Here is a 26,841-nt window from a genome sequence, read left to right as displayed (position 1 = left end):
ACAATCATGCGGTTATGTGTGTGAAAGTTGTGAATGTATGCATGGATGAAGAATATTATAATTCCTATAAAAAATAACTGTAACAAAGCTATAAACTTTATTACAGTTATTTTATTTATAAGCTATATATCTAATCTACACTTTCCTTCTTTTTATATACTAAATAAATTCCAGTACAAACTAATATTAAAGCAATTAGTATCTTTATATCAAATATATTTTCCTTAAGTACTATAGCTGAAAGTATAGTTCCAAAGACAGGAATTAAAAAGTTGAAAACAGAAATCACTCCAACTTTATTGTATTTTAAAAGTTGTGACCATAATGCAAATGCTACTGATGATAATAATGCCATATATAGTAATAATGAAGTAGATTTAATATTAAAGTTTGTAAGATGTCCTCCTAATAGATATCCTATTAATATTAAAGCTAGTCCTCCTATAGCTAATTGATAACCTGTTATAGTATATGCATCCTTATTTTGACTTATCTTCTTACTGTATATTGATGAAACTGAAAGCATAAAAGCTGCAAGCATTATAAAGCCTTCACCTTTAAAGGAAAAACCACCTTCTAAAACTGAAGATCCTCCAAGGTTTACAATTATAACTCCTGCAAACCCTACTATACATCCTAAAATCTTATTGAAATTCAACTTATCATTTTTATAAATAAAGTGTGCTAATATAATACTAAAAAATGTACCTGTCCCATTTATAATTGAACCTCTTACTCCAGTAGTATATGTCATTCCTAAATAGAAAAATATATATTGAAGAGTTGTTTGTCCAAGTCCTAATATTGTAATTTCCTTCATATCTTTAAAAGTTAAATCAAAGATACTTTGCTTCATTAATAGCTTTATTATTAATACAATAATTCCTGCCAAGAAAAATCTATATCCGGCAAATATAAGTTTTGCACCTACATCACTACTTGCTATATTAAAGATTTCATATCCTACTTTAATGGCAGGAAAAGCACTTCCCCATAAGAAGGTACAAATTATTGCTATTATAATTATATTTAATCTGTTAGTATAAAATTTTGATTTATCCAAATATCTTCATCCCTTCTTGCAACACTTTATAAATTTCATAGAACTTATTATACACTTATTTATATAAAAAAAGTTCACTATCTTAAAATATATTTATACAAATAAAAAGCAACCTAATATCTTTAACTCAATAATTAAGGTAATCAAAATTATTACTTAAGTAGTTACATTTATTATTCCATACTATCTAGTAATTAATATATTACTTTTATTTATTATAAGCATAAAAATAGAGCAAATATAATACTTTACTCTATTCCTCTATATATTATATAATAAAATTGGCTAGTATATAAAATTTAATTTATGTGTTTTAGCGGACCATTAATTAATTCTATACTGGCTATTTTTATATTTAAAACCATACACTCACCTTTATTACACAATTCTATATCTTATTAATCAAATTAATAATTTTTTTATAATTAATTATATTCTTATAATTAGACAATCTCTCTTTTAAATATTATTGAGCCATCATCAGGTTTTGGAATCCAACCGACTCCTTCATGAGGTTTAGTTAAACCACCTACTAGCTCCCAGCCTAAATCTCCATAATCATTAAGTTCTTTTTGTAATTCCTCTTGATTTCCTAGACCTTTAATTGAGCTTATTTTAACAACTTTGTATTCCCATTTCATAAATCATATAACCTCCTTTCTTTGATTCTAATATTAATATACCCATTAAATTTATTAATTACTTAATTTTTCAGTAGAGAACCACTTTCTTGTTTTGTTTGCAATCTTAACTAATGTTAACATCACCGGAACCTCAACTAATACTCCCACAACTGTTGCTAGTGCAGCACCTGATTGTAACCCAAAAAGAGAAATAGCTACTGCAACTGAGAGTTCAAAGAAATTACTTGCTCCTATCATTCCTGCTGGCGCTGCAATATTATGAGGTAACTTCCAAAGTTTTGCCCAAATATATGCAAATCCAAATATAAAGAATGTTTGAATGGTAAGTGGAATTGCAATTAATAATATATGAATTGGATTGCTTAATATAGTATCACCTTGGAATGAAAATAATATTATTAAAGTTAAAAGTAACCCTACTATTGTTACATTATCAAACTTTTTTAAAAATACATTTTCAAAATAATCTTTCCCCTTATTTTTAATTACTATAGTTCGTGTAACATATCCTAATACTAAAGGAATTACAACAAATAATATAGTTGATAAAATTAGAGTTGCAAATGGTATAGAAACATCACCAACACCTAATAAAAATGCTACTATAGGTGCAAATGCAATTAGTATAATTAAATCATTTACTGCTACCTGAACTAATGTATAGGCTGGATCACCTTTAGATAAGTGACTCCATACAAATACCATAGCTGTACAAGGTGCTGCTCCTAATAAAACTGCTCCTGCTAAATATTCCTTAGCTATATCCGGTGCAATAATTCCTTTAAATACTACAAATAAGAAGAATGCTGCTATTGCATACATTGTAAATGGCTTTATCAACCAGTTTGTAGTGCATGTTACAATTAGACCTTTTGGTTTTTTAGTAGCATTTAAAATACTTGAGAAATCTATTTTTAACATCATTGGATATATCATAAGCCATATTAAGATAGCTACAGGTATGGATACATTATAATATTCAAACTTATTTAATGTTTCAGGTATAATAGGAAGTAATTGACCAATAGATATTCCTATCACAATACAAGCTGCAACCCATATTGTTAAATATCGTTCAAAGACTCCTAACCCCTTTCCTTTACTTTCTTCTCCCATGATTCCCTCCTATATCTCGTTATTCTTAATTCTCTTTGCTAAATCTTTTATTTTTTTTTCAATAATCTTTGCAACTTTAATAAACTCTTCATCACTTTTACCTGTAGGATCTTCTAATCCCCAATCCTCAACATGAGTAGCAGAAATAGTAGGACATACAACATTACATCCCATTTTTATTGCAATATCTACATCTGGTATATCAGTAAGTAATTTAGATTTTTGAGTTTCATTCATATCCACATTATATAGATTCTTAATTATTCTTACTGCATCTTGATTTATTTGTGGTTTAGTTTCAGTTCCAGCTGAATAACTTTCAAAAACTTCATCCCCATATAATTTTCCTAATGCTTCTGCCATTTGTGATCTACAAGAGTTATGAACACATATAAATGCTACCTTCTTTTTCATCTTTAATATCTCCTTTTACTTAATTATTTCTAATAATTTTTCACCTTTTACTTCTTCAGCTTTCCATTCTATTACAGAAAAATTTCCACTTGATATTTCATCAACTTTATTTATCCATTTTATCTCGTTACTTGACTTAGCTTTCAATATTTCATTACTTGTGTTTATAGCGTAAAGGCTTGAATTTATTATCCACCATTTACTATTTATTCCTGCTCTATTTAAATCTTTTTGCAATCTCATCGCTTCAAATACAGGAGTAGTTTCTGCTAGTGTAACAATAATAACTTCTGTTTCTTTTTCATTTCTTAGTTTTGGTAAAAGCTTTTTAACCGATTCTGGTATATCGCCTTCAGACCTTTGAATTTCTCTATGATAGCTTTGAGTTGAATCTAGAAGCAATAAGGTATGACCAGTTGGTGCTGTATCAATAACTACAACTTCATTTTCTGATTTGTCAACTATTTCTGCAAAAGCTCTAAACACAGCAATTTCTTGAGTACAAGGTGATCTTAAATCCTCTTCAACATATTCTATATCTGCATCACTCATTGTTTCTCTTGCTTTACTTAAAACTTCCTCTTTATATTTTTCTAGTTCTTTCTTTTCATCAATACTACTTAAAGTTATTCCATAGCTTTCATCAACAACAAACTTTAAATGGGCTGCTGGATCTGTAGTTGTTAAATGAACTTTCTTACCTTTCTTATCAAGCCCTAATGCAATTGCAGCTGCAATAGTTGTCTTTCCTACTCCACCTTTTCCCATTGTGAAAATAACTTTTTTATCACTCTTAAATAAATCCTCTATAATACTATTTAACTTATGAATATTACTTGTATTTATTGTATCCGTAATTATTTCTATATTGTTATCTTTTAATAATGCCCTCATATTTTTAAGACCTGTAATGTTATAAGGCCTTAAAGGTATTTTATAAGTTTTAATACTTTTTAGCCCTAATGGTATATCTTTCAATGCATTTTGTTGCTTATTATATAATGCAGCTGATAGATTATCATCATGATTTTCCAATATTCCATTTACAATTAATATCTGATTTAATACACCAATTTCTTTAAGTTCATTAGATGCTCTTTCAGCTTCTTTTAATGGTGATTTTTCTGGTCTAGATACAAGAATAAGAGTTGTCTTTGTACCATCTGCTAAATTAGAAACTGCATTTTTGTAGATTTCTTTCTTACTTTCAAGTCCTGATAATTGACCTAGACATGATGCTCCATGAGTACTTTGACTTATAAAATTACTCCATGCTGATGGTAACTGAAGCATTCTTAATGTATGCCCTGTTGGAGCTGTATCAAAAATTATATGGTCAAACTCATTGGCTGCTTTTTCATCAGTAATAAATGAAGAAAACTCGTTAAAAGCTGCAATTTCAACAGTGCATGAACCTGAAAGCTGCTCTTCCATATTATTTAGTACAGTTTCTGGCAACTTACCTCTATATGGTGCTATAACACTTTCTTTATATTCTGTTGCTGCTTGTTCTGGATCAAAATTAGCCACTACTAAATTAGGTACATCCTTTATTTGAACACCTTTATTATTTAACTCAGTATCAAAAACATCTTGAAGATTAGAAGCTGGATCTGTACTAATAAGCATTATCTTTTTTCCTTCATCTGCTAAAGATACTGCTGTTGCACAAGCTGTTGAAGTCTTACCAACTCCGCCTTTGCCTGTAAAAAACAAATATTTGGTTATATTTATATCTTGTACATCAAATGTTTTGTACACTTTTATCACTCCCTTTTAGTTAACAACATCCACCTTTACAACAACAGGTATTTGATCTCTTTTCTTCCACTTTTAATAAATCTGAAGAAATTTCTAGTAAATTACAAAACTCATCATTAGTAGGATAACTACCCATCTTTACAACTTTTCCATCAACCACTGTTACTGGTAATACATCAACGCCTTGTTTCATCAATATTTCATTTATTGTTTTATTATCAACAAATATTTGTGGATTACTTGTTAAGTTGTATCTCTCAACTAATATTCCTTTACTATTTAAATTGTTTATTAGTGTAGAAACTCTTAAAAGTTCTGGATTTACAGATGGGCCACAAACCCCTGTTGAACAACACATTGCAGGATCAAAAATAATCATTTTTTTCATAATAATATACACTCCTTTAAAATTTAATTCTTTTTACATACACACTCTTTTTGCTTACAAATGCATTCTTCCGTATCAGTAATAATATTCATTAAGCTTAAAATTAATCTGTTAGCATTAGTCATATGTAGTTTATAATAATTCCATATTCCTTCTTTTCTAGATAATACTAACCCACATTCAGTTAAAACCTTTATATGATGTGACAAAGTAGGTTGAGTAAACTCAAAACTTTCTAGCAAATCGCAAGCACATTTTTCTCCACAAGATAAAATATCTAATATTTTCAACCTATTAGGATCTCCTAATGCTTTAAATATCTTAGCATTCTGTTCGTAGTCATTTTTCATATTACCGCTCCTTACATAGACGTTAATCTATATTCAAATATAGATGATTATCTATATGATGTCAATAAATATACTCAAATAGTTGAGTTTATTGTAATATTAATAGATATATATCTATATGATATGATTTCAAATCAAATTTGTTACTATAAAAAAATCTTAACAACTAAAACATTGTTAAGATTAATAACCTATCCATACCCAATTATGCATCATTCATTATAAATTACACACAATCTATTATTCATTATCACTATCATTATACATTACCTTACAATAAATATATTACCTTACAATATATTATGAATTATCCATTATTAATTGTCACAATATACTTCCCATCATAGGATAATTATCTTCTCCATTCCTACCATTTATAGCTTTTATCCCTGAATGAAGAAATGTTGATCTAATCACCGAATAATTTCCATATCTTTCCCTAATAGAATCTATTGTTTTATCTAAAGCTCTTTGTTTTTCTAGCTTTTTACTATCAAATAGGGAACTTTGGAAAAACTCATTATTGCAAAGTTCTGAAACTCTTACTCCTAGTTGCCTTATTGTTTCTCCTCTCCAAGCTTCATTAAATGCTTTTACCATTTCTTTATATATCTCTTCTGTACAATCTATATAATTTGATAATGTCCTTTGATGTATATATCGTTCAAAGTTAAATCCTTTTATTGATATTGAAATTACTCTGCATAAGCTATTATTATTTCTTAATCGTATGCAAACTGATTCAGTAAGTGATAAAATTATTTTTAAAGCTTCATCTTTAGATGTTACATCCCAAGCTATAGTAGTTGAGTTTCCTATTCCTTTAACATTTACATAATTATATTTTCTAACTGATGATTCTTCTATTCCATTTGCATAATTATGAATAACTTTCCCATGACTTTTAAAAATACTTTCAAGAATACCTATATCAAAATTTGCAAGCTCGCCTATAGTATTAATATTTAGTTTATCTAATTTGCTTTTTGTAGCTCTTCCAACCATAAATAGATTATCTACAGGTAAAGTCCACATCTTATTTTGGATTTCTTCTTTAAATAATGTATGAATAGCATTTTTAGGTTCAAGATCACTAGCCATTTTTGCAAGCAATTTATTAGTACTTATTCCTATATTAACATTAAATCCAAGTTCACTTCTTATTCTGTTTTGTATTTCAATTGCTTTTTCCATATAATTTTCTTTAAAATGACTCATATCAATAAATACTTCGTCTACAGAGTACCTTTGAATTTTAGGTGAATATTCATAAAGCAAATTATACATGGCATTACTACAATCCATGAATAATCTATAATTAGGCTTAAATATTTTTAAGTTAGGACATTTCTTTAATGCATCTACAACTGGTTCTCCTGTTTTAATATTATATCTTTTTGCTAGGATAGACTTAGCTAACACAATTCCATGTCTTTCATCAGTATTTCCACCTACTATTGAAGGAATTTCTCTTATATCTTCTGTAGTTTCCCCCAGTTGTAACATCCTTACCGCTGTCCAAGAAAGATAAGCTGAATTAACATCTATATGAAAAATAACTCTTTCTTCCACAAAAGCACACTACCTTTCTAATACTTAAATAAAATCCATTTATACTTAGTTACATCATATTTAATTTCAAATATTTTTTCTATACCATCTATACAGCTACTACATACAAACTTCTCCATTACGTTTCCTGCTAGCTTTTCTTTATCTCTCTTTAAAATCCTATCTATCTTAATTACTTTACTTTCTTCTTCATCTATTTTGAATCTAATTGGATTTATAGATCCATCCTTGTTAAACCAGGCTATCATTTGTATTGGCTTAGCTATAACCTTCAAGTATATCCCTCCTCTGGAAATTCTTAAATTAATTATATCGAACATATGTTCTTTTGTAAAGATAAATATATTATGGCTTTTTATTATACAAATTACTCATAAGTTTATTAAAATATGAATTTAACTTATTAAGTATAATAATAAAAAAGTAGTTAACTATAAAATTATAATTAGCTACTTTGTATAAAACTTTATTTATATATTTTTTATTATTTGGGCAATTTTATAATTTCTTCCATAAAGTAGGAACTGTTCCTGGTAACCATCCCATATGTGATGTGTGAGCATATATACACTCATAAGTTTTTCCTTGATAAGTTACCTTATCTCCTAATTTGTAACTAACTCCTGATTGCCATTCTTGTACTGATGGTACTTCAACTTCTTTAACTTCTACTACGCAGTTTGCTGAAGTTACAGATACACCAGCTGCATCTTTTACTGTTACTGAATAAGTATAGGTTCCATAAGCCTTATTCGTAAAATCCTTTTTAATTGTTTGAACAGATGTTAATCCTGATGTTAATGCACCTGTTGCTATAGATTTACCATTTTCAAATAGCTCATATGATGTTGCAGTATTATAAGCTGGCACATTAATAGTTAATGAGTAGCTTTTATTAGCAACTACTGATGATTTAACTGATGCTGCTTTTAGTGAAGGTTTTTCTGGAACTACTTCAGATAATGAATCAAAAAATGGTCTATAGCTCTTAACAAATTCTTTATTGTTTACGTTATCCCAGTTTATTGACCAAGCCATTATACCTCTAAGATTTGGATATTTCTCTCCTATCATTTTATAAGAACCACCATAGGATTGTCCTTTTATTAAATAATTTAAAGCTTTAAGCATTTCTGTTGGTGGGATATAGCCTGAATTTGGATTTAATGTTCCTTTTTGTGAAGCTGGAACACCAATTACTACTTGCTCTTGCTTTAATGGAGCAAAGAAGCTATTTTTTGATGCTCTTGTTTGGAATCCTTGTAATAGCATTTCTACCATAGCAACTTGAAAATCTGATGTTCCTTGATTATAGGTAATTCCATCAAGGGCCATATTTCCTCCACAGTTATAGTGTTGAACTTGTAAATAATCAAGTTCATTTCTTACTGCATCTATAAGTGGAAGATATGCCCCCCAATTAGTTGCATAACCAGTATTACCACCTTGAACATATGATAATTCTGGAGCCATACTTATAATGAAATTGTCTCCATATTTTTTTACTAAGTCCTTGATAATCTTAATGAAGTTAACTATTTGAGGCGTAGTAGGATTTTTAAGATCTGTATCTCCAGGTTGAAGTATCATTCCACTTCCACCTTCAAGATCAATATCTATTCCATCAAATCCATACTTGTCTATTAAACCTGTAAGTGATGTCATAAACTTTTCTCTTGCTGCATCTGTTGGAACTTGAATTATACCTTCTGCACCACCTAAAGATAAAACTACTTTCTTACCTTTACTTTGTACATAATCGATATCGGCTATGAATTCCTTTTCATCATAAACTGGATGTAGCTCTACAACTGCTCTATCTGTATATGTCTCTCCAAATGAAACATTTATTATATCCCATGCTGGATCTAAATCTCTTATTTTAACAATCCCAGCTCCGTTATCAAAATTATGCCAATATCCAACAAGTAATCTTCCATTACCAGCTATATTGGTATCAGCTTTAAATTTTGAACTTGGCGTAATAGTCATTATTATTAGTGTAAAAATAAACAGTGATAAGATTTTTTTGAAATTTTTATACATATTATCCCTTCCCCTTATATATACCTAAAAAATTATTTATCTTCTGTCTATCACTATATAATATTTATTCTTTAGATATAATTTCTAAGATACTATATAAAACCACCTCCAAATTTAAATAAAATAACTAATCGCCCTTACTTATATTTTACACACTTTTTATAATATGTAAATATTATACATAATATATTTTTAGTATATATTATAAAAAAATAATAGACTAACCTAGTTATTTTTCAGTTAGTCCATTTTACTTACTTTTTACTTATTTCATAATATCTAGTTTTAATTATGCTATTAATGTTTCAGCAGTTTTAATAGCTTGATCTGCACTCCAGAAAATCATATTACTTCCTAATTTTTCTGCAAATCCAGATTTATCAATTAATTCCTTAACTGGTTGTTGCAACCCACATAACATTATCTTACAGTTTCTATTTTCAACTTCCTCAATCATCTCTGATAACGCTTGTAATGCTGATGTATCAATTAAAGGAACTCCTCTCATTGATAGTATTATAACTTTTGCATCTTTAATTGATAAAACTTCATTTTTGAATTTTTCAGCTGTTGCAAAAAATAAGGGACCTGTAAAATAAACAACTTTTATATTATTTAAATTATTACCTTTAAGAACCGCTCTATCTAATCTTTTTTCATCTACTTCACTTATTGATATATCCATATTTGATATCTTAACAATAAATAGAAGGCTAGAAAAAATTACTCCTATTAATATAGCTTGAGTTAAATCTAGTGCTACTGTTGCAAACATGGTTATCAAGAATTTTAATATAGCACCTTTGAATCTTTTAGAAAATATATACTTTATGTTTTCCCATTCATTCATTCTCCAAGCAGTTACCATTAATACACCTGCAAGAGCTGCTAGTGGAATATTAGACATAATAGGAGCTAATAAGAACATAGATAACATTAAAAATACGGCATGGAACATACTTACCAATCTAGTTCTAGCACCTGATTTAATAGCAACACTCGTTCTTGCAATAGCTGCTGTTGCTGGAACACCTCCAAAGAAAGGAATTATAAAATTACCAATTCCTTGTGCAATTAGTTCCCTATTTGCATCAAAAGTATCTCCTTTCATTTTCTTTCCAACTTCACCACATAATAAACTTTCAATCATAGCTAATGCAGCTATACTAATTGCTGGTACTAATACACTTTTTAAAATGTCAAGATTAAATGAACTGATGCTAAGTCTATCATCTAAAATCAATTTTTGCGGTATATCTCCAATTATATCTACTGGTAATTTAAATATCATATTTATTGATAAGGCTATTATTAATCCAATTAAAGATGATGGTATTATATTATTAAGTTTTTTTGGCCATATAAGCATGATAACAACAACTAATATTCCTATTGAAAGAGCATACCAATTTGGGTTTAATGGTGTACTAAAGAAATTTAATACCTTTATAGCTGCTGATTCAGATGATTTAGTTGATACACCAAAAAAATTATCTAATTGTCCTATTGCTATTATTAATGCAATACCTGATGTAAATCCAGTAACTACTGGTGTTGGTATATATGATACTACTTTTCCTAATTTCAATATTCCTGCTAAAATCAGAATTAATCCAGCTAATGCTCCAGCTATCCATACCCCTTCTAATCCATACTTTTGAAACAAAGCAACTAAAATTGCACTCATAGCTCCTGTTGGGCCTGATATCTGAAATGATCCTCCAGATAAAGCACCAATTACTACCCCTGCTAATATAGCAGTTATCAAACCTGCTGCTGCTGTTGCTCCAGAGCTTACCCCAAAAGCCAATGCTAATGGCAATGCTACAGCTGTAACTGTTATACCTGCCATTAAATCTTGTTTAAAATTTAACAAATCATATCCTTTGAATTCATTCTTAATGTCCTTAATATAACTTTTAAGCATTATATTCATTCCCTTCTTCATACTTTATTCATATGTTTGTCCATAGGTATTTTAACTCTAGTTAAAAAATAATACAAGTTATGTTAAATTATAATATCGTTTACTATTTAAATATATTAAAAATCCAGTAAAATTTTATTATTTTACTGGATTATTTTTTATTAACTTAAAATATATTATATTTAATTTTTTATTTTATAATTATTTATATATTAAACTTTTTAACCACTTCATTTAATTTTTGAGCAAGTTCTGCTTGATTTTGAGCTGTTTGTGAAACTTGTTCAATTGCTTTTGTAGTTTCTTTCATACTTTCTCTAATATCTTCTGCCTTTTCGCTAGATTCTTGTGAGGATGCTGCCATATTTTGTACAGCATCACTAACTTGTCCGACTGTTGCTGTTATCTCTTCAGACATAGCAGCAATTTCATCAGACATCTGGCTTACAAATTCTGAGTCATCATGATACTTATTACCTGTTTCACCATAAGCATCTAACTGTAAATTTACATTAGTGTTAACAAATTCTAGTATATCATTGCCAGCTTCAATACTACTTTTAAATGCATACTGTACTTTTAAAATTGTTTCTTGAATACTTTTTACAGCATCAGCTGACTGTTCTGCTAATTTTCTTACCTCATCTGCAACAACTGCAAACCCTTTTCCTTGTTCCCCTGCTCTTGCTGCTTCAATAGCTGCATTTAATGCAAGTAAATTAGTTTGTTCAGCTATACCTCCTATAGTATCTGCCATAACTTTTATACTTTCAACAACCCTACCATCTTCAATTGCCTTTTCCATTTTTTCTTTCTTTTGGGTATATACTTGTCTTGTTTCATATATAGCTTTTTTACTGCTCTCTTTTACTTCTATAGCTCTTTTCTTTGCAGCATTTGATACATTACTTCCATCCATAGATTTAGAAGATAATATATTTATACTTGCATCAACTTCTTCAATTGATGCGCTTATTTCTTCTGTTACAGCTCCAGATTCCTGTATTCCTGAAGCAATAGTATCAACAGCTTCATCAATTATAACAACTTTAGAAAACAGTTCTTCTACTGTTGCTGAAAGTTCTTCTGAGGAAGCTCCTATATTTTCAGAATCTTCAATGATCAACTTTACTAAGTTACTTACATTTTCCTGTGCTTTATTTAATGCATTTGCAGTTTCTCCAAATTCATCTTTACTTTTAACATTAATTGAATGACTAAAGTCATAAGAAGATAATCTAAGTGCAAAATCCTTTATTCTTATAAGTGGATTTGTTATTTGATTGCTTAAAATGAAAGCTAAGATTATAGCTATTATTAATGATCCTATAAGTAAAAATATGTTAATAACTATTCCATTTACTAAGTCTTGCTTTACTATTTCTTCTCTAATATCTATTACTTCAGTTATATCATCTATGTAATTTCCAGTTCCTATTACCCAATTAAATGGCTTATACAGCTTACTATAGCTTCTTTTAGGAGATGATTCTGTTTCACCAGCTTTAGGAAACCAATATTCAGTATATCCTCCTTCATCTTTTTTACCATTTTCAATTATGTCTTTTATCATATAGTTTCCGTTAGAATCTTTATCATTAAGTCTATTTTTCCCTTCAGTATCATTTCCTAAATATACAACATTTACTCCTTCAATAGTATCTGCCCAGAAGTATCCCTCTTTCCCAAACTTTAAATTCCTTAACAAATCTGCACTTTGCTTTTTAGCTTCATCACCTGTCAGTTCTCCAGTTTTAGTTTTTTCGTTAATTGTATCTATCATGGAAATAGCAATTTCTACTTGCTCCTTAATTCTAGAATCATAATCATCATTTAAATTTTCAATTTGATTATCTAATAATTTATTATTAGTTTGAATACTTTTAAAAGTCATAGTAATAGTTATGATAATAGCAGTTACTAGAGATATAACCATTGTAACAATAATCAATTTGTGCTTAACCTTTTTCATAAATAGGCCTCCTTTTATGTAAATACTCGATTTATAGTTTCATTTAAAATGAATATTTAATAGTAACCTATACTAACCCAAATAACACTCTAAATAAAATCAAAGAAAAATATTATTATTCTAAAAATGTATATATTTTAATACTATTATTCTATACGTTTCAGATATTTTTGATTTTCTCTTATATAAATATTCGTATGATAAAGATTAAACTGTACTATAAAATATATTTTATTTATATATTTTTACAAAGATTGTAAAACTTAAATTTATAATTCTGCATTAGTAAAAAAATCACAGTATTTTTCTATGTAAATATTAAAATAACTATATAAAAATAATGGAGTAATTATTTTTACATAGTTATTTTAATTCTAAAAATTTATTTAGCTTTTTATCTTCCATATCATGTTGCATAACTCTGCATATAAAGTGTATTAATAATATTGTAAAAAAATTAAAGATATTAAAATATACCCACTCCCATATATTAAATATGTGATTTACGATATAAGTTTTTTATATTGAAGCTTTATATACCTATATATTTAAAGTAGTTTCATCAATCCATTTGTATTCTGGCTTAATTTCTCTTATATCATTAACTAGTTTAAATAAAGCAACATCTTTTTCTTTACATTCTAACATTATATCTACATCAATATTAAAAATTTTTAAAATTTCTAGAAATTCTACAAATTTATATGGATTTATAAAATCTGAATGTTTCTTATCAACTTTATCAGTTAAAGTTGTATCTCTAGGAGATGAAAAATGCATCTTAGGTGGTAAATCTTCATTATTCCAAGTATTTAGTATATCACCTAAAATATTCACTATATCATCGCCTTCATTATTACAATTATGGTGATGAATATCTAAAACCATAGGTATATTTAGTATTTTACATAAATTTAGAGTTTCTGTAGCCGTATATGTTTTATCATCATTTTCTATAATTAATTTCGTTTTTAGATTTATGGGGAATTTATTAAAGTTTTTAATAAATCTCTCTATTGCAGCTTCTTTACCTCCTGTTGCTCCACCTACATGAATAACCATTTTTCCTTGCTTATAATTCATATCCTCAAACCATTCAACTTGTCTCATTAAATTTATTAATGTATTTTCAACAACTTTAGGATTATTGCTATTTATAACATTAAACTCATCTGGGTGAGTATCAACTCTCATATTAGACTCTCTTATAAGCTTTCCAACATATTCAAAATCCTTCTTTAATATTTCTCTATGCCCCCAATATCCAACTTCAGGATGAGTTACTAAAGGTATTAAAGCTGATGTTATTCTATAAAAATGTATATTATTCTTTATATTGTATTTTAATATCTCTTGTAATGCATTTAAATTTGATAAAGCCACTGTTTTTAGTTTTTCTAACCTTTTTTCTTCTGATGAAATTTTATTATAATTCGTAAAAGTAACAGTGCTAGAGCTTGTTATCTTTTTTCCTAATACATTTGAAATAGCAACATATCCGAGTCTTACTATCATAAATATTCTCCTTTTAAATTATTTAACATTAGTATTCCCTGATATAAATTTTTAATATATAAAAATACACTAAGAAGTAAACTTAGTGCATTTAATTAATATAAAATTAGATTTAATTTAAATATTATTTATTTCTTTCATAAGGATATTAACACTTTCAATATCAAAACCTTCTTTATAATTTTGTTTACTTGCCCATAAGGCTACATTTGCATAGTCAGGATGGTTTTTATCATTGATTACTTCTAAAAATTCTATATATTCTTCTATTCCCCCAATATCTTCAGGTGGACAATTTCCTTCTGCTTCAACGCATTTAGGGTAATCATCCACATAATCTTCAATTATTTCTTCTAAAATTATATCATGCTTCCAGTAATCACCAAAGTCATATACATACTCAATTTTATTACTTTTATTTAAATAAAAATCTATACTAACTTCATTACTAAGCTTAGGCTTAATTTTAAGCATATTCTTTATAAATCCATTAGGATCGTTTTTTTCATTTAATTTTAATTTAGAATAGAATTCATATTCGGAAATTGCCTCCTTATCACAAGTTACTCTTAAATTTTCTTCCTTAATATTAAAATCATATAAATAACTGTTGCTCCATCCCATGGACTGCTGAATTATATTATGTAATTTTTCAAAGCTAATATTAGAAGGAACTATAACCCTCCTATATATCAATGGTTCACTATCTCTTAGTTCTATTTTTATCTTATATGCTCTCATAATCTGTATCCTTTTCTTATATTTTTAAAGTATCTTTATATTTACGTCATTTATTCCTTTAATATTTATTATATTGATATTTTAATCATTTCATAGTTGATTATATTTCCAATTACATAACTGAATATTACTAGTTTTAATTTTAAATCAAATTGAAAATTTTCTTAGTCCAATAATAAATGCCCAAGAGGTATTTCCCCTGGGGCATTTATTATATGGCTAGAAGCATTGCCTTTGTTTCATCATCACAAAATGCTGCATTTACACTATTTATATAAATTTTCTTATATTCATCTATATCAACTTTAAAAGTTTCTACTAACTTATTTGTTTCTTGATTTAGGTTTATATTTGAAACAGTTCTGTTATCTGTACTAAGATTAACTTTAATGTTATCTTTATGATATTTGTAAATAGGATGTTCTTCATATGAATTCACAGCTTTTGTATCTAGATTACTCTTTGGGCACATTTCTAATGTTATCCCATTTTCTTTTACTAATTTATAGGCCTCAACATCATTAAATATATATACTCCATGTCCTATTCTTTCCGCTCCTAAAAGGTTTATGGCATCCCTTACATTTTTCCCAAATCCAGTTTCTCCTGCATGTATTGTTATTCTAAATCCCTTTTCTTTAGCAATCTTCATTGCTTCTATATACTCATAAGCAAAATCTTCTCTTTCTGATGCTGCTAAATCTATTGCTACGACACCTTTACCAAGATATTTTTCGCTAGCATTTATAGATTCATACACATGCTCTAAGTCTAATCCTCTAATACAAGAAATTATAACATTTCCCTTTATGTCATATTTATTTTCCGCATCTCTTATTCCATCTATAACACTTTCTATAATTTCCTCCAAGGCTAGTCCCTTTTTTGTATGAAATATTGGTGCAAATCTAACTTCAATGTATTTAACATTATCTTTTACAGCATCTTCTAATAGCTCATAAGATGCCCTTCTTAAATTTTCTTTTGTTTGTAGAACCTCATTTGGTAAATCAAATCTCTTTAAATATTCATCTAAAGAATCACAATCCTCTTCAACAGTTAATAGATTTTTAACGTAATCATAATCATAGCTTTCTAATTGAATATTTTCTTTTTTAGCAAGCTCTATAACTGTCTCAACTCTTAAGCTACCATCTAAATGACAGTGAAGCTCTATTTTCGGTAAGTTATTAATATCCATAAAATTAGTCCTCCTTAAAATTCTTATATATGTAAAAAATAATCTTCTCAATATGCAAACAAACTACTTTAATTTTTTACCTTCTTTTATATAATTTATATATGTATTTTATAAAAACGATTGGAATCTTTATTGGTAAATGGCCTAGTTATAATTGAAATTAAATTCAAAAATCTATTTATATCAATTATTAGATATTAATACTTAAATCAATATCTTAAAATTAACTAAATGTTTTAGAGCAAATCAAGAATATAGTATTAATTTAAATATATTTAGGTATAAAAAAATTCCTGAAAACGAAGAAATCACAAATAAAATGATTTCCTCGTAATCAAGAATTATTGGTTCTTGGTAGAGACCCCTAAACCATATCATTAGGGTTATACGAAGATATTTAATATATCCTTATTTAAATTAATATTAATTTTAGCATATATACATAAATAGTCAATATAAAATTTTGACGTATTATATCATAATATTATCACTATTTATATATTAAATAACTTACAATAAATTGCAATAATTCATTATTCTACGTTACCTCTATAAAGGTCTCTTTCTGAAATATTTATCTTAAAGCTCTTTTCATGCATTTTAATTATTTTTTCTTCTTTATCATCTACTAAAGAAAATACTTCGCCAGTTTCTCCTGCTCTTCCAACTCTACCTGCTCTATGTAAATAATCCTTAGAATCTTCTGGAATATCAAAATTAACAACGTGAGTTACTCCTTTTATATCTAACCCTCTAGCTGCAATATCAGAAGCAATTAAAACATTGATTTTACCTTTTCTAAAGTTTTCTAAAGCTCTTTTTCTATCTTCCATCTTTCCATTTCCACCAATAGCAGCAACTTTAACATTGTTAAATGATAAATATTCAACAGCTGTGTTAGTAGTATAGCTATCATTATTAAATACTAAAACCTTTGGAGATTTTAATGCATTTAAAAGTTTTCTTAAAGTTTCAACTTTATTTCTGCTATCAGTTTTTATGTAGTTATGATTTATATTTTCATTAACTTTATTACCTTTAACTGAAACTACTTTTATATCTTCTGCTAAAGTTTTAGCTATATCTAAAGTTTTACCATTTAATGTGGCTGAAAACATCATAATTTGAGTGTACTTTGGTGTAACCTTTATTATGTCTTTTACAGTAGGAAGATTATTTTTATCTAAAAGTTTATCTACTTCATCAATTACAATGTTTTTTATTGTGTGAGCAGATACTTTCTTCTTTTTTATTAACTCTAAGATTCTTCCAGCAGAACCTACTAAAATTTGAGGCTTTGCTTTTAAATTATCTATTTGTCTTTTAATATTTGCACTTCCAATTAAAGGTGTAGAAGTAATTTCTAGACCTGAAGCTTTTTTCAACTCATTTATAGTATTATTTATTTGAATAGCTAATTCATGAGTTGGCGCTAATATTATACATTGCATTTCTTTTTTATTTATATCTATATTTTCAATTATAGGTAAAAGATATGCTAGGGTTTTTCCTGTACCTGTCTCTGATTGCCCAATTAAATTTGTTTTTTCTAGAGCTAATGGAATAATTTTTTCTTGTATTTCAGTAGGCTCCTTTATTCCCATAGCATTTAATCCACTAATTATTTTTTCATTTATTTTTAGATTTTCAAAACTCTTTTCCATAACTAATACCTCTTTCATTAAACTATATGCTTCTTAACTTTATCAGTAGTTTAGAAGATTGTCAAAATATATTATTATTTATTATTTTTAGTTTTTATTAACTTTCAATCAATATATTATTATTTATTATCTTTACCAATATATTGAACCTTATATTCTAAGATAAATATGAAAATAAAAGAGTGTAAAATCTATATAATTTCACACTCTTTTTCATATTTAAATTTCTATTTTATTAAGTATACCAAATTGGAATTTACTTTTTTTATTAGAAATCAAAATTATCAGGATCAGCACCAGTTCTTAAATTTTTATTCATTCCATCTATTAATTTCATATCTTCATTTGTTAGCTCAAAATCAAATACATTAGCATTTTCTTTTATTCTTGATTCATGTACTGATTTAGGGAATACCACAATTCCCTTTTGTAATAACCATCTAATAATAACTTGAGCTGCTGACTTATTATATTTTTTACCTATTTCTATTATTTCTTTATCATCAAGGCACTCTCCTGAACCAAGTGGTGACCAAGCTTCAAATACTATTCCTTTTTCTCTGCACATTTCTAAAATATCATAATCTTGCATTTGAGGATTAAACTCCATTTGATTTATTGCTGGAACAATTTCTGTATTATCTAACAAATCCTGTAAATGATGATTTTTAAAGTTTGAAACGCCAATAGCTTTTGCTCTACCACTTCTATAAATTTCTTCCATTACTTTATATGATTGAATATATTCATTTTTAACTGGCCAATGTATTAAGTATAAATCTACATAATCTAAACCAAGTTTCTTTAAGCTTGATTCAAAAGCTTCCATTACTTTATGATCTCTCATATCTTGATTCCATAGCTTTGTTGTTATAAATAGCTCTTCTCTTGGAATTCCACTTTCTCTTATAGCTTCTCCAACAGCTTCTTCATTTTTATATACCGCTGCAGTATCAATATGTCTATATCCTGCTTTTAATGCGGCTAAAACAGCTTCTTTTGTTTCAGGTCCACTTTGCCAAACACCTAATCCAAATTGATAAATTTCAGTGCCAGTATTCATTTTTATCCTACTATCTATATTCATTTTGACCTCCTAGATTTTTGTAATTATTTTATTTAACATAATTATACACCTTTTAGTTTGATTTATATCAAATCTTTCTCTAAAGATTAATATTACTTTCAATAGTTTACCTCATATATATGTTTTTATTTATATAGCCAACTCATAACTTTACATTTTATTTTTTATCTCCTGTAGTTATAGTAAAGTTTTTAGTCTATTATGATATATTTAACTAATGATTCTCTCTAAATCAGTAGACTCTTATAAATAAAGCTTAGAAACCTATACCTATGTAGTCCAGTCTGGAAATACTATAAATAAAATACTTAAAATATAAAGACACTGTAATTATATAACTAAAGTTAAATACTTAGAGTTCCTTAATCCCAAAATTAGATTTAAATAACGTAGAAATCAACTCAGCTATTAAATTCCCTTATACTGCATTCACTACTGGAAGATTATATGAAGTTGTATCTGTAGATAATTGTGAAAGAATAGCTAAATCAAATTACTCTGAGTATAAAACAGATTATATTATTAATTTTCTAATATCTATTAATAATTTACCTAATTCCGAGCTTCCACTTAATAAAAATGTATTTTTACCTAATTTATAATATAATTATATAACTTTCGTATTTAATAAAATAAAAAAGGTTCTATATAATAACCTTAATTATTTTATAGAACCTTTTATATTAATTTGTATAAGGTATATCTACTAATTAATTTATACTTTCTTAATTGTAGAAATTTCTTTATAAAATAATTATTAATATTTATCTTATAGAATCCCTAATTCTACTAATATTTCTATTCATTAAATGTCTTATAAAATTTCTATAAATAAACTTTTTTATAGAAATCATGACTTGAGAATGCTTTTTTAAAAATTCATCTGGATTATCGAATATACCAAAATCTCTTACTATGCCTTCCTTTTGTATATAGGTATCATTTTCATTCCAATTAATTATAGGGTTTTGAAAATCTTTTGTTGCAACTCCGCAACCACAAAAAGAGTTTGTACAACTTGAAAACTTATTTTGTAGATTATTTAAATATTTTATATCTAAAATAAATCCTTCTAAGTTATACCATTTAGAATTATAGTAAACCTCAACCCAACTATGAACTATTTCATTTGGTGCAAGATTATAATAAAATCCCTTAATAACACCTTTTTGTAATGATTTATCTATAGTGAACCCATGAATTCTACATTTAATATCTACTGCACGTAATAGAGCCATAAATAAAATACCTTTTGTATTACATTGTCCATAACCATCTTTTAAAACCTTTGAAGCAGTTATAGCATCATCTTCATTGTATCCAAATGCAATATCATCCCTTACATAGTTGTATATTTTAAGAATTTTATTATAATCACTTAGTTCCATCCATCTTTCTTTTTTTATTACATCACTTATGCAAATTGCTGAAAAGTTTAAAAGTTTAGTTTCTTCTAAATATTTATCCATAAAATATAGACTCCATTTCATTTATTAGCTATATTTTATTCTATTTCTAAATTATATACTTTCAAAAACACGCTATCTTTACGAATATTTTTAGCAGACATTCCTGTTAACTTTTTACTTGTATATGCAAAATGTGATGGGCTATCAAACCCAGATTTCAATGTTGCATCTATAAGCATTGTAAAATGAATAGTATCATTACTAGATATTTCCTTTTCATTATATAAATTACTTCTATAATTCATGTTCAGTGAATTTTTTAGCAACTAATATTTAAAAAGAAGAGTTACTATAATTATTCCAGTATGTATATTAACTCCTCTTAAAAAATACAATTAATTTAGTTTTTATTATTTTTTACTATAGATATCCAAACTTCTTGTTGATTTTCTTGCATATAACATTCAATAACAGGAAGATTCGCTAGCTCATACCCTGAACTTGGAAGCCATTCAGTATAAAATTGTTTATAAACTTCTTGTATAGCATTTGACAATTCTCCATTTGCTTCAAAAATTACCCATGTACCAGCTGGATAAGAAAATTCTTTCATCCCTTCAAGTACTGGAACATATTCACAGCTTGATGTATCAACATGATTTGTTACTGCTATAATATATTCCATATATTCAGATTCTCCCCATCCTCCGCCTTGCGCAATTCCTAAAAAACCTGATGGTCTATATCCAGGAAAGTTATCTAAAAATCTCTTCATAATACCATCTTTCCAAGCATTTCCCCAAATATCAGGAATCACCTCAAAAGCTTCTTCGGTTTTAACTTTCTGAGATATTCCCATTACTTTAAATGCAGGCCATTGTTCAATTTGATAATTCATATGATCTTCTCCTTTAATTTTTATTTGAAATGAAAGTTTAGGACATGACTTCAACTGTACTGTTTCACTTCTAACCTTCGAAGGTAGTATCCCATGAAAATTTTTGAAAGCTCTCGTAAAAGCATCTTGAGATTCATATCCATACTTTAAAGAAATATCAATTATCCTGTCTGAATTATTTAATAAGTCAAATGCTGCCATGGTTAATCTTCTATTTCTTATATATTCAGATAATGGCTTGTCTGCTATATATGAAAACATTCTTTGAAAATTATAAACAGAACATCCGGCAATTTTCGAAATAGCTTCATAAGATATATCACCTGTAAGATTTTCTTCAATATAGTTTATTGATTCATTTAATTTATCTACCCAATCCATAACTTCTCACCTCAAACTTAATAATAAACTTTTTATAATGACCCTACTCGATATTTAGTGCCGCCTTTTGTAGACTAATTTATATTTTTAAATTTCTTAATTTCAGTTAAATATGTATTATGTATATATAATATCACAATTGTGTAAAAGTAATCCATTGACTATAAAAGAAATACATAGCAATGTAAAAATAATAGTTCGAAGATCCGAACTGTTTGTTCATTTGAACATTTATATTTCAACTTTATATTAAAACATTAAAAAGGAGTTCTAAATATGAGTAAATATTCATCAAATTATACTGAAAAAATAATAAAGCTTTATGAGTTACTTTGGGAGGATTTCCACAAAATTTCCTTCGAACAATTTAAGGAGTATAAATTTAACGCTCATCAAGTTATGGCATTGCGTCAGCTACACAACACTCCTTTTATAACTATATTACTATCCATTGTTAAATTAAGAGAAGCACTTTTTAAAAGTTTTATCCCTTGTGTCAATGGTAATAAATCTGCAACCTTTTGTAATGCTTGTGGCATAACCTCATATGGAAGTGTTGCCCCTGAGAAAATTAGCATAGGAAAATATAAGATACTAGCTACAACACTAGCAATTTTAGTATTTTTAGCAACACCACCAACCATTAATCCAATACTAAATATTGAAATCATAACAAGAATGTAAGCCAAAAAAAATCTTATTAATGACCCTCTAAAACTAAAATCAAAAAATAACTTTGATGCTATATATACAAGTATAAGCGAAGTAATTGAATATATTGTGTAGATTACTATTTGAAATGCTAAAATCATGGCTGGACTAACAGGTGTCACCTTAAATCTCTTTAATATTTTTCGATGCCTATATTCTGATACAACTAATGGTAAACCCATAACACCTCCAGCGCATATTGCAATAGTAGAAATAGCTCCAAATGACTGCTCAAAAAAAGTATATTTTGCACCATCAAATGCAGGCTTATTACCGTACATAATTCCAAGAATTATAGTTATTACTACAGGCATACAAATTGCAAATATTAACATATCCATTCCTCTTAAGGATAACTTCAATTCAGTTTTTATCATTGTTCTAAATGCCTTCATCAGCTGACTCCTCCTCATATGTATACCATAAATAAGCCTCTTCTAGTTTTTCACATTGGCTGTTTAGAATTACCTCTTTTACTGTACCATAAAAAATAGATTCTCCTTTTTTTAATATACAAATTTTATCGCATAATATCTCAACTTCATCCATAAAATGTGATGTAAGAAAAATAGTTAAACCATTCTTTTTTAGCTTTAATAAGTATTTCCATACATCTCTTCTAGTTTTTACATCTAATCCAGTAGTTAATTCATCTAAAAATACCACCTCCGGATTTGGAATTAATGCTAGTATAATAAATAATCGTTGTTTTTCTCCTCCTGATAATTCATTTACTTGGCTTTTTTGCTTATCTAAAAGATTAAATTCCTTTAATAACTCCGTATAATTTAATGTTGTTTTATAAAATGATTTTGTTAATTCACAAAGTTCTTTTACTGTTATTTTATCCTGATAATTAGATTCCTGAAATTGAACTCCAACTCTTTCAAATAATTGTTTTCTATCTCTTTGTGGATTCATGCCTAAAATAGATATTTGCCCATTTTCAAACTTTTTAGTACCTAATACACATTCTATTGTTGTACTTTTCCCTGCTCCATTTTCACCAAGTAAACCAAATACTTCTCCTTTGTTAACACTAAAACTTATATTTTTTACAGCTTGAAATTTTCCATAAGATTTACAAAGATTATTGATTTTAATTGCTTCCATATGAATTCCCTCCTTTTTCATATAAAAGAATAACACCAGAATAAAGCCTGGTGTTAAAATGGAGAGTTTGCATTAAATCTATTATTCATAAATCTCAATTGTTTTAATATAACATTTGCATTTTTCTCTGCATTATTCAATGAAGTAAGAAGTTTATCAAATGCTGTAACAATATCTTCATTATTATCTGGTGTATTAATCACTTCTTTTATATCAACTTTACTACTATTTGATATAGCATTAATCATACGTAAAATTGATGCAAGTGAATAATTTGCACAACGTAATGTTCGTATTATTTTTAATTTTTTAATATCACTACTTGTATAAACTCGATATCCATTTTCTTTTCTTTTAATAGAAAGTAGCCCATTCATCTCCCAATTTCTTAATGTATCTATTGTAATATTTAGATATTCTGCTGTCTGTTTTCTAGTAAGAAACATATCACTTTCGTTATTTTTTATTCCTAACAAAAGTTGTTTAGAAATTTCAATGGCTTCTTCTGCGTTCCTTCGTTCATTTTTTACTTGATTAATATAATCATTTGTACATATTATTGCTTCTTCAAATTCGCCTTTGGCAGATAACTTAATGATATTAATTATTTTTTTCCTAAGTCCATTTTGTAATACTTCAACTTTTAAAGCTGTTCTTACAAGATTAAATTGTTCAATGTGATAGTCATTAAATATTCTGTATCCATTGGATAGTCTATTAGCTTTGGGAATTAATTCAAGGTCTTCATATAACCGTACCGTATTAGGATGAATTCCTATTATTTTAGCTACTTCTGTTGTTTTGTACGTATTTTCCATATCATTTTCACCTCCATTTTTATAATAACACCTATATAAAGTCTGGTGTTATATTGGAGTGTTTATAGGTTGCATGTTAAATAATTAAAAATATTTTTACTTTTTATATAATTTCAAATTATCCCCTTGACTATCAATCCAAATATTTAGAAGTTCTTTTAAGTCATAAAGAGTTTCTTTTTCTGTAGAACCTTCCTTTTTCTTAAGCTTTTCTACAACTTTAAATTCAAATGCACTTTCTCCATATTTATCTCTCTTCAAATAACCATAGTCCACAAATATCGTCTTATTAATGCATCGTTATCATAAACTTTATTGATTATTGCTTTAACTTCATTTTTTGTATATAACCTATTTGGCTCAAATAAATTAGCAAATCTAGGCAGTAAGACTTTTCTTTTTTCTTCTTAATAGGAAAATATCTAATTTTATGATTTACCGAATTTGATGCGCCTTCATCCACTAACTCCATAATAGCCAAAAATGCTCTCGCTTGCCTTGCTCTTTCCCTTAAAGAAAATCTAATATTCCTTACTGTAGAGTCTGTACAAGCAAGATTACTTGCTATTTCTTTATCACTACATTTGCTAGATAACATATCAAGTAACTCTTTTTTAATTTCAGTTAATCCTGTATGCTTTTTATCTAACATTAATAATCTTTCTACTGGAGATCCATGAGTTAGCATATGATCATTTATAATATCAGTATTTATTCCAATATTCTTTCCACATATTAAGCATATAAACTCACCTTTTTTGTTATCCCATAGATACCCTCTTTTAAAATCTTCTATGGTTTCATTACGAATAATCTCTTTCTTTTTCCCTCACATCTATTAAATTTATAGATATAGTAATATTTATGTCAAATATACAATTTCACAAACTTTCTAATTAATATCTTTACATTAATATTCATTAAAAATATAGATTATTAGGTATTTTTTAATTACTACAACTTCTCCATTTAACTAATCAACTAGACTATCATATTTATTAAGCTTTATTTGAATTATAAGATTATTTGATACCCTAATCCTTTTTATGAAGCTCGTATAACAAAATAATTTCATTCATTATTTATTAATCAAATTATTTTCGATATAAATTACTCATTATTTAATTAATCAATTCACTTATGAGGTTAATATTAGTATAATTAAATAAAAAGAACTATGGAGGAAAGATAAATGAGTAATATAAAAGTAATTATTATGGATGTAGATGGTACATTAACTAATAGTAAAAAAGTAGTAACTGAAAAAACTAAAAATGCTCTAATTAAAGCACAGGAAGAAGGAGCTATATTGGTTTTAGCATCAGGGAGACCTACATCTGGATTGCTAGATCTTGCTAAAGAATTAAAAATGAATGAACATAATGGACTTTTAGTTGCTTTTAACGGATCTAAGGTTATAGATTGTGAAACTAATGAAGTTTTATTTAATGAAACCATGAGTATAGAAGAAGGACAAGCTGTTCTTGAACATATGAAGAAATTTGATGTTAAACCTATGATTGATAAAGATGATTATATGTATGTTAATGATGTTTTCAACAATGAAATAAACTATAAAGGGTCCCTTTTTAACATAATTCAATATGAAGCTCGCGGTGGTAAATTTAAGCTTTGTGAAAAAGATGATTTAGCTGCTTTTGCTAATTATCCATTGAATAAAATTTTAACTGCAGGAGAACCTGAATATCTGAAATCTCATTACAAAGAAATGATGGAACCTTTTAAGGATACTTTAAGCTGCATGTTCACAGCAGATTTCTACTTTGAATTTACTGCTAAAGGAATTGATAAGGCTAAGGCCTTAGATTCTGTCCTAATTCCTAGGGGATATAAAAAAGAGGAAATGATTGCTTTTGGAGATGGTCATAACGATGCTTCCATGGTTAACTATGCTGGCATAGGAGTTGCTATGGCTAATGCTGTAGACGATTTAAAGGCTATAGCAGATGAAATTACTTTATCTAATGAAGAAGATGGGATTGCGCATACACTAAGTAAATATATTAAGGGGATAAATATTTAAATTATA

Annotated in this window: 26 protein-coding genes and 1 riboswitch; of the genes, 1 reads left to right on the top strand and 25 read right to left on the bottom strand. The window is 27.4% G+C overall.

Features of this window, described 5'->3' with window-relative positions:
• Positions 1–130: 130 nt before the first annotated feature.
• From CSBG_RS08390 to CSBG_RS18720, 25 genes are all read right to left on the bottom strand, one after another.
• On the bottom strand, positions 131–1,063 hold the full coding sequence (locus CSBG_RS08390; RefSeq protein ID WP_008678689.1) for a DMT family transporter: 933 nt from the start codon (positions 1,061–1,063) through the stop codon (positions 131–133).
• A gap of 443 nt (positions 1,064–1,506) precedes the next feature.
• Positions 1,507–1,704 (bottom strand): DUF4177 domain-containing protein, encoded by a 198-nt coding sequence (locus tag CSBG_RS08385; protein ID WP_008678688.1) that lies wholly within the window; start codon positions 1,702–1,704, stop codon positions 1,507–1,509.
• A gap of 54 nt (positions 1,705–1,758) precedes the next feature.
• The gene (arsB, locus tag CSBG_RS08380) at positions 1,759–2,823 is read right to left on the bottom strand and encodes an ACR3 family arsenite efflux transporter (RefSeq protein ID WP_008678687.1); all 1,065 of its coding nucleotides are present in this window, start codon (positions 2,821–2,823) and stop codon (positions 1,759–1,761) included.
• Between the two features lie 9 nt (positions 2,824–2,832).
• A complete protein-coding gene (locus tag CSBG_RS08375) occupies positions 2,833–3,237 on the bottom strand; it encodes an arsenate reductase ArsC (protein ID WP_008678686.1) in 405 nt (134 codons plus the stop codon).
• A 15-nt stretch (positions 3,238–3,252) separates the two neighbouring features.
• Positions 3,253–4,998, bottom strand: a complete 1,746-nt coding sequence (gene arsA / locus CSBG_RS08370; RefSeq protein WP_008678685.1) for an arsenical pump-driving ATPase — start codon at positions 4,996–4,998, stop codon at positions 3,253–3,255.
• Between the two features lie 19 nt (positions 4,999–5,017).
• Positions 5,018–5,386 (bottom strand): arsenite efflux transporter metallochaperone ArsD, encoded by a 369-nt coding sequence (gene arsD, locus CSBG_RS08365; protein ID WP_008678684.1) that lies wholly within the window; start codon positions 5,384–5,386, stop codon positions 5,018–5,020.
• A gap of 23 nt (positions 5,387–5,409) precedes the next feature.
• Positions 5,410–5,736, bottom strand: coding sequence for a metalloregulator ArsR/SmtB family transcription factor (locus tag CSBG_RS08360; RefSeq protein ID WP_008678683.1), 327 nt, complete (start codon positions 5,734–5,736; stop codon positions 5,410–5,412).
• Positions 5,737–6,060: 324 nt separating this feature from the next.
• On the bottom strand, positions 6,061–7,308 hold the full coding sequence (locus CSBG_RS08355; protein WP_008678682.1) for a DNA polymerase IV: 1,248 nt from the start codon (positions 7,306–7,308) through the stop codon (positions 6,061–6,063).
• 17 nt (positions 7,309–7,325) lie between these two features.
• Positions 7,326–7,583, bottom strand: a complete 258-nt coding sequence (locus CSBG_RS08350) for a hypothetical protein (RefSeq protein WP_008678680.1) — start codon at positions 7,581–7,583, stop codon at positions 7,326–7,328.
• A gap of 223 nt (positions 7,584–7,806) precedes the next feature.
• The gene (locus CSBG_RS08345) at positions 7,807–9,354 is read right to left on the bottom strand and encodes a glycosyl hydrolase family 18 protein (protein ID WP_008678678.1); all 1,548 of its coding nucleotides are present in this window, start codon (positions 9,352–9,354) and stop codon (positions 7,807–7,809) included.
• Between the two features lie 289 nt (positions 9,355–9,643).
• Positions 9,644–11,302, bottom strand: a complete 1,659-nt coding sequence (locus CSBG_RS08340; protein WP_242825271.1) for a SulP family inorganic anion transporter — start codon at positions 11,300–11,302, stop codon at positions 9,644–9,646.
• Between the two features lie 184 nt (positions 11,303–11,486).
• Entirely contained in the window at positions 11,487–13,253 is a 1,767-nt protein-coding gene (locus CSBG_RS08335; RefSeq protein ID WP_008678675.1) for a methyl-accepting chemotaxis protein, read from the bottom strand.
• Between the two features lie 540 nt (positions 13,254–13,793).
• Positions 13,794–14,768, bottom strand: a complete 975-nt coding sequence (gene uvsE, locus CSBG_RS08330) for a UV DNA damage repair endonuclease UvsE (protein WP_008678672.1) — start codon at positions 14,766–14,768, stop codon at positions 13,794–13,796.
• Positions 14,769–14,885: 117 nt separating this feature from the next.
• On the bottom strand, positions 14,886–15,509 hold the full coding sequence (locus CSBG_RS08325; RefSeq protein WP_008678670.1) for a plasmid pRiA4b ORF-3 family protein: 624 nt from the start codon (positions 15,507–15,509) through the stop codon (positions 14,886–14,888).
• A gap of 211 nt (positions 15,510–15,720) precedes the next feature.
• Positions 15,721–16,710, bottom strand: a complete 990-nt coding sequence (gene add / locus CSBG_RS08320) for an adenosine deaminase (RefSeq protein WP_008678669.1) — start codon at positions 16,708–16,710, stop codon at positions 15,721–15,723.
• A gap of 311 nt (positions 16,711–17,021) precedes the next feature.
• Positions 17,022–17,121, bottom strand: a riboswitch (purine riboswitch).
• A 122-nt stretch (positions 17,122–17,243) separates the two neighbouring features.
• Positions 17,244–18,374, bottom strand: coding sequence for a DEAD/DEAH box helicase (locus CSBG_RS08315; protein ID WP_008678668.1), 1,131 nt, complete (start codon positions 18,372–18,374; stop codon positions 17,244–17,246).
• 268 nt (positions 18,375–18,642) lie between these two features.
• On the bottom strand, positions 18,643–19,461 hold the full coding sequence (locus CSBG_RS08310; RefSeq protein WP_008678666.1) for an aldo/keto reductase: 819 nt from the start codon (positions 19,459–19,461) through the stop codon (positions 18,643–18,645).
• Between the two features lie 764 nt (positions 19,462–20,225).
• Complete coding sequence (locus tag CSBG_RS08305) at positions 20,226–20,930, bottom strand: transglutaminase-like domain-containing protein (protein WP_008678662.1); 705 nt, start codon at positions 20,928–20,930, stop codon at positions 20,226–20,228.
• A 35-nt stretch (positions 20,931–20,965) separates the two neighbouring features.
• Entirely contained in the window at positions 20,966–21,175 is a 210-nt protein-coding gene (locus CSBG_RS08300) for a hypothetical protein (RefSeq protein WP_008678661.1), read from the bottom strand.
• A gap of 95 nt (positions 21,176–21,270) precedes the next feature.
• The gene (locus CSBG_RS08295) at positions 21,271–22,149 is read right to left on the bottom strand and encodes a GyrI-like domain-containing protein (RefSeq protein ID WP_008678660.1); all 879 of its coding nucleotides are present in this window, start codon (positions 22,147–22,149) and stop codon (positions 21,271–21,273) included.
• Between the two features lie 410 nt (positions 22,150–22,559).
• Complete coding sequence (locus CSBG_RS08290) at positions 22,560–23,255, bottom strand: ABC transporter permease (protein WP_008678659.1); 696 nt, start codon at positions 23,253–23,255, stop codon at positions 22,560–22,562.
• Positions 23,242–23,973: an ABC transporter ATP-binding protein gene (locus tag CSBG_RS08285; protein WP_008678658.1), complete on the bottom strand. Its 732-nt coding sequence runs from the start codon at positions 23,971–23,973 to the stop codon at positions 23,242–23,244. The genes CSBG_RS08290 and CSBG_RS08285 overlap by 14 nt, the downstream gene beginning before the upstream one ends.
• Before the next feature lie 53 nt (positions 23,974–24,026).
• Positions 24,027–24,791: a MerR family transcriptional regulator gene (locus CSBG_RS08280; RefSeq protein WP_008678656.1), complete on the bottom strand. Its 765-nt coding sequence runs from the start codon at positions 24,789–24,791 to the stop codon at positions 24,027–24,029.
• Positions 24,792–24,887: 96 nt separating this feature from the next.
• Positions 24,888–25,052 (bottom strand): hypothetical protein, encoded by a 165-nt coding sequence (locus CSBG_RS18725; protein ID WP_008678654.1) that lies wholly within the window; start codon positions 25,050–25,052, stop codon positions 24,888–24,890.
• The gene (locus CSBG_RS18720) at positions 25,049–25,177 is read right to left on the bottom strand and encodes a DUF2087 domain-containing protein (RefSeq protein WP_235840830.1); all 129 of its coding nucleotides are present in this window, start codon (positions 25,175–25,177) and stop codon (positions 25,049–25,051) included. The genes CSBG_RS18725 and CSBG_RS18720 overlap by 4 nt, the downstream gene beginning before the upstream one ends.
• Positions 25,178–25,983: 806 nt before the next feature.
• Here CSBG_RS18720 and CSBG_RS08265 point away from each other — a divergent pair.
• Positions 25,984–26,835, top strand: coding sequence for a Cof-type HAD-IIB family hydrolase (locus CSBG_RS08265; protein ID WP_008678651.1), 852 nt, complete (start codon positions 25,984–25,986; stop codon positions 26,833–26,835).
• Positions 26,836–26,841 lie beyond the last annotated feature (6 nt).

Origin of the sequence: Clostridium sp. 7_2_43FAA, assembly GCF_000158375.2 — a bacterium.
GTDB lineage: Bacteria > Bacillota > Clostridia > Clostridiales > Clostridiaceae > Clostridium > Clostridium tertium.
Note: the sequence above shows the minus strand (reverse complement) of the source record. Positions and strands in the feature narration are given on the sequence as shown.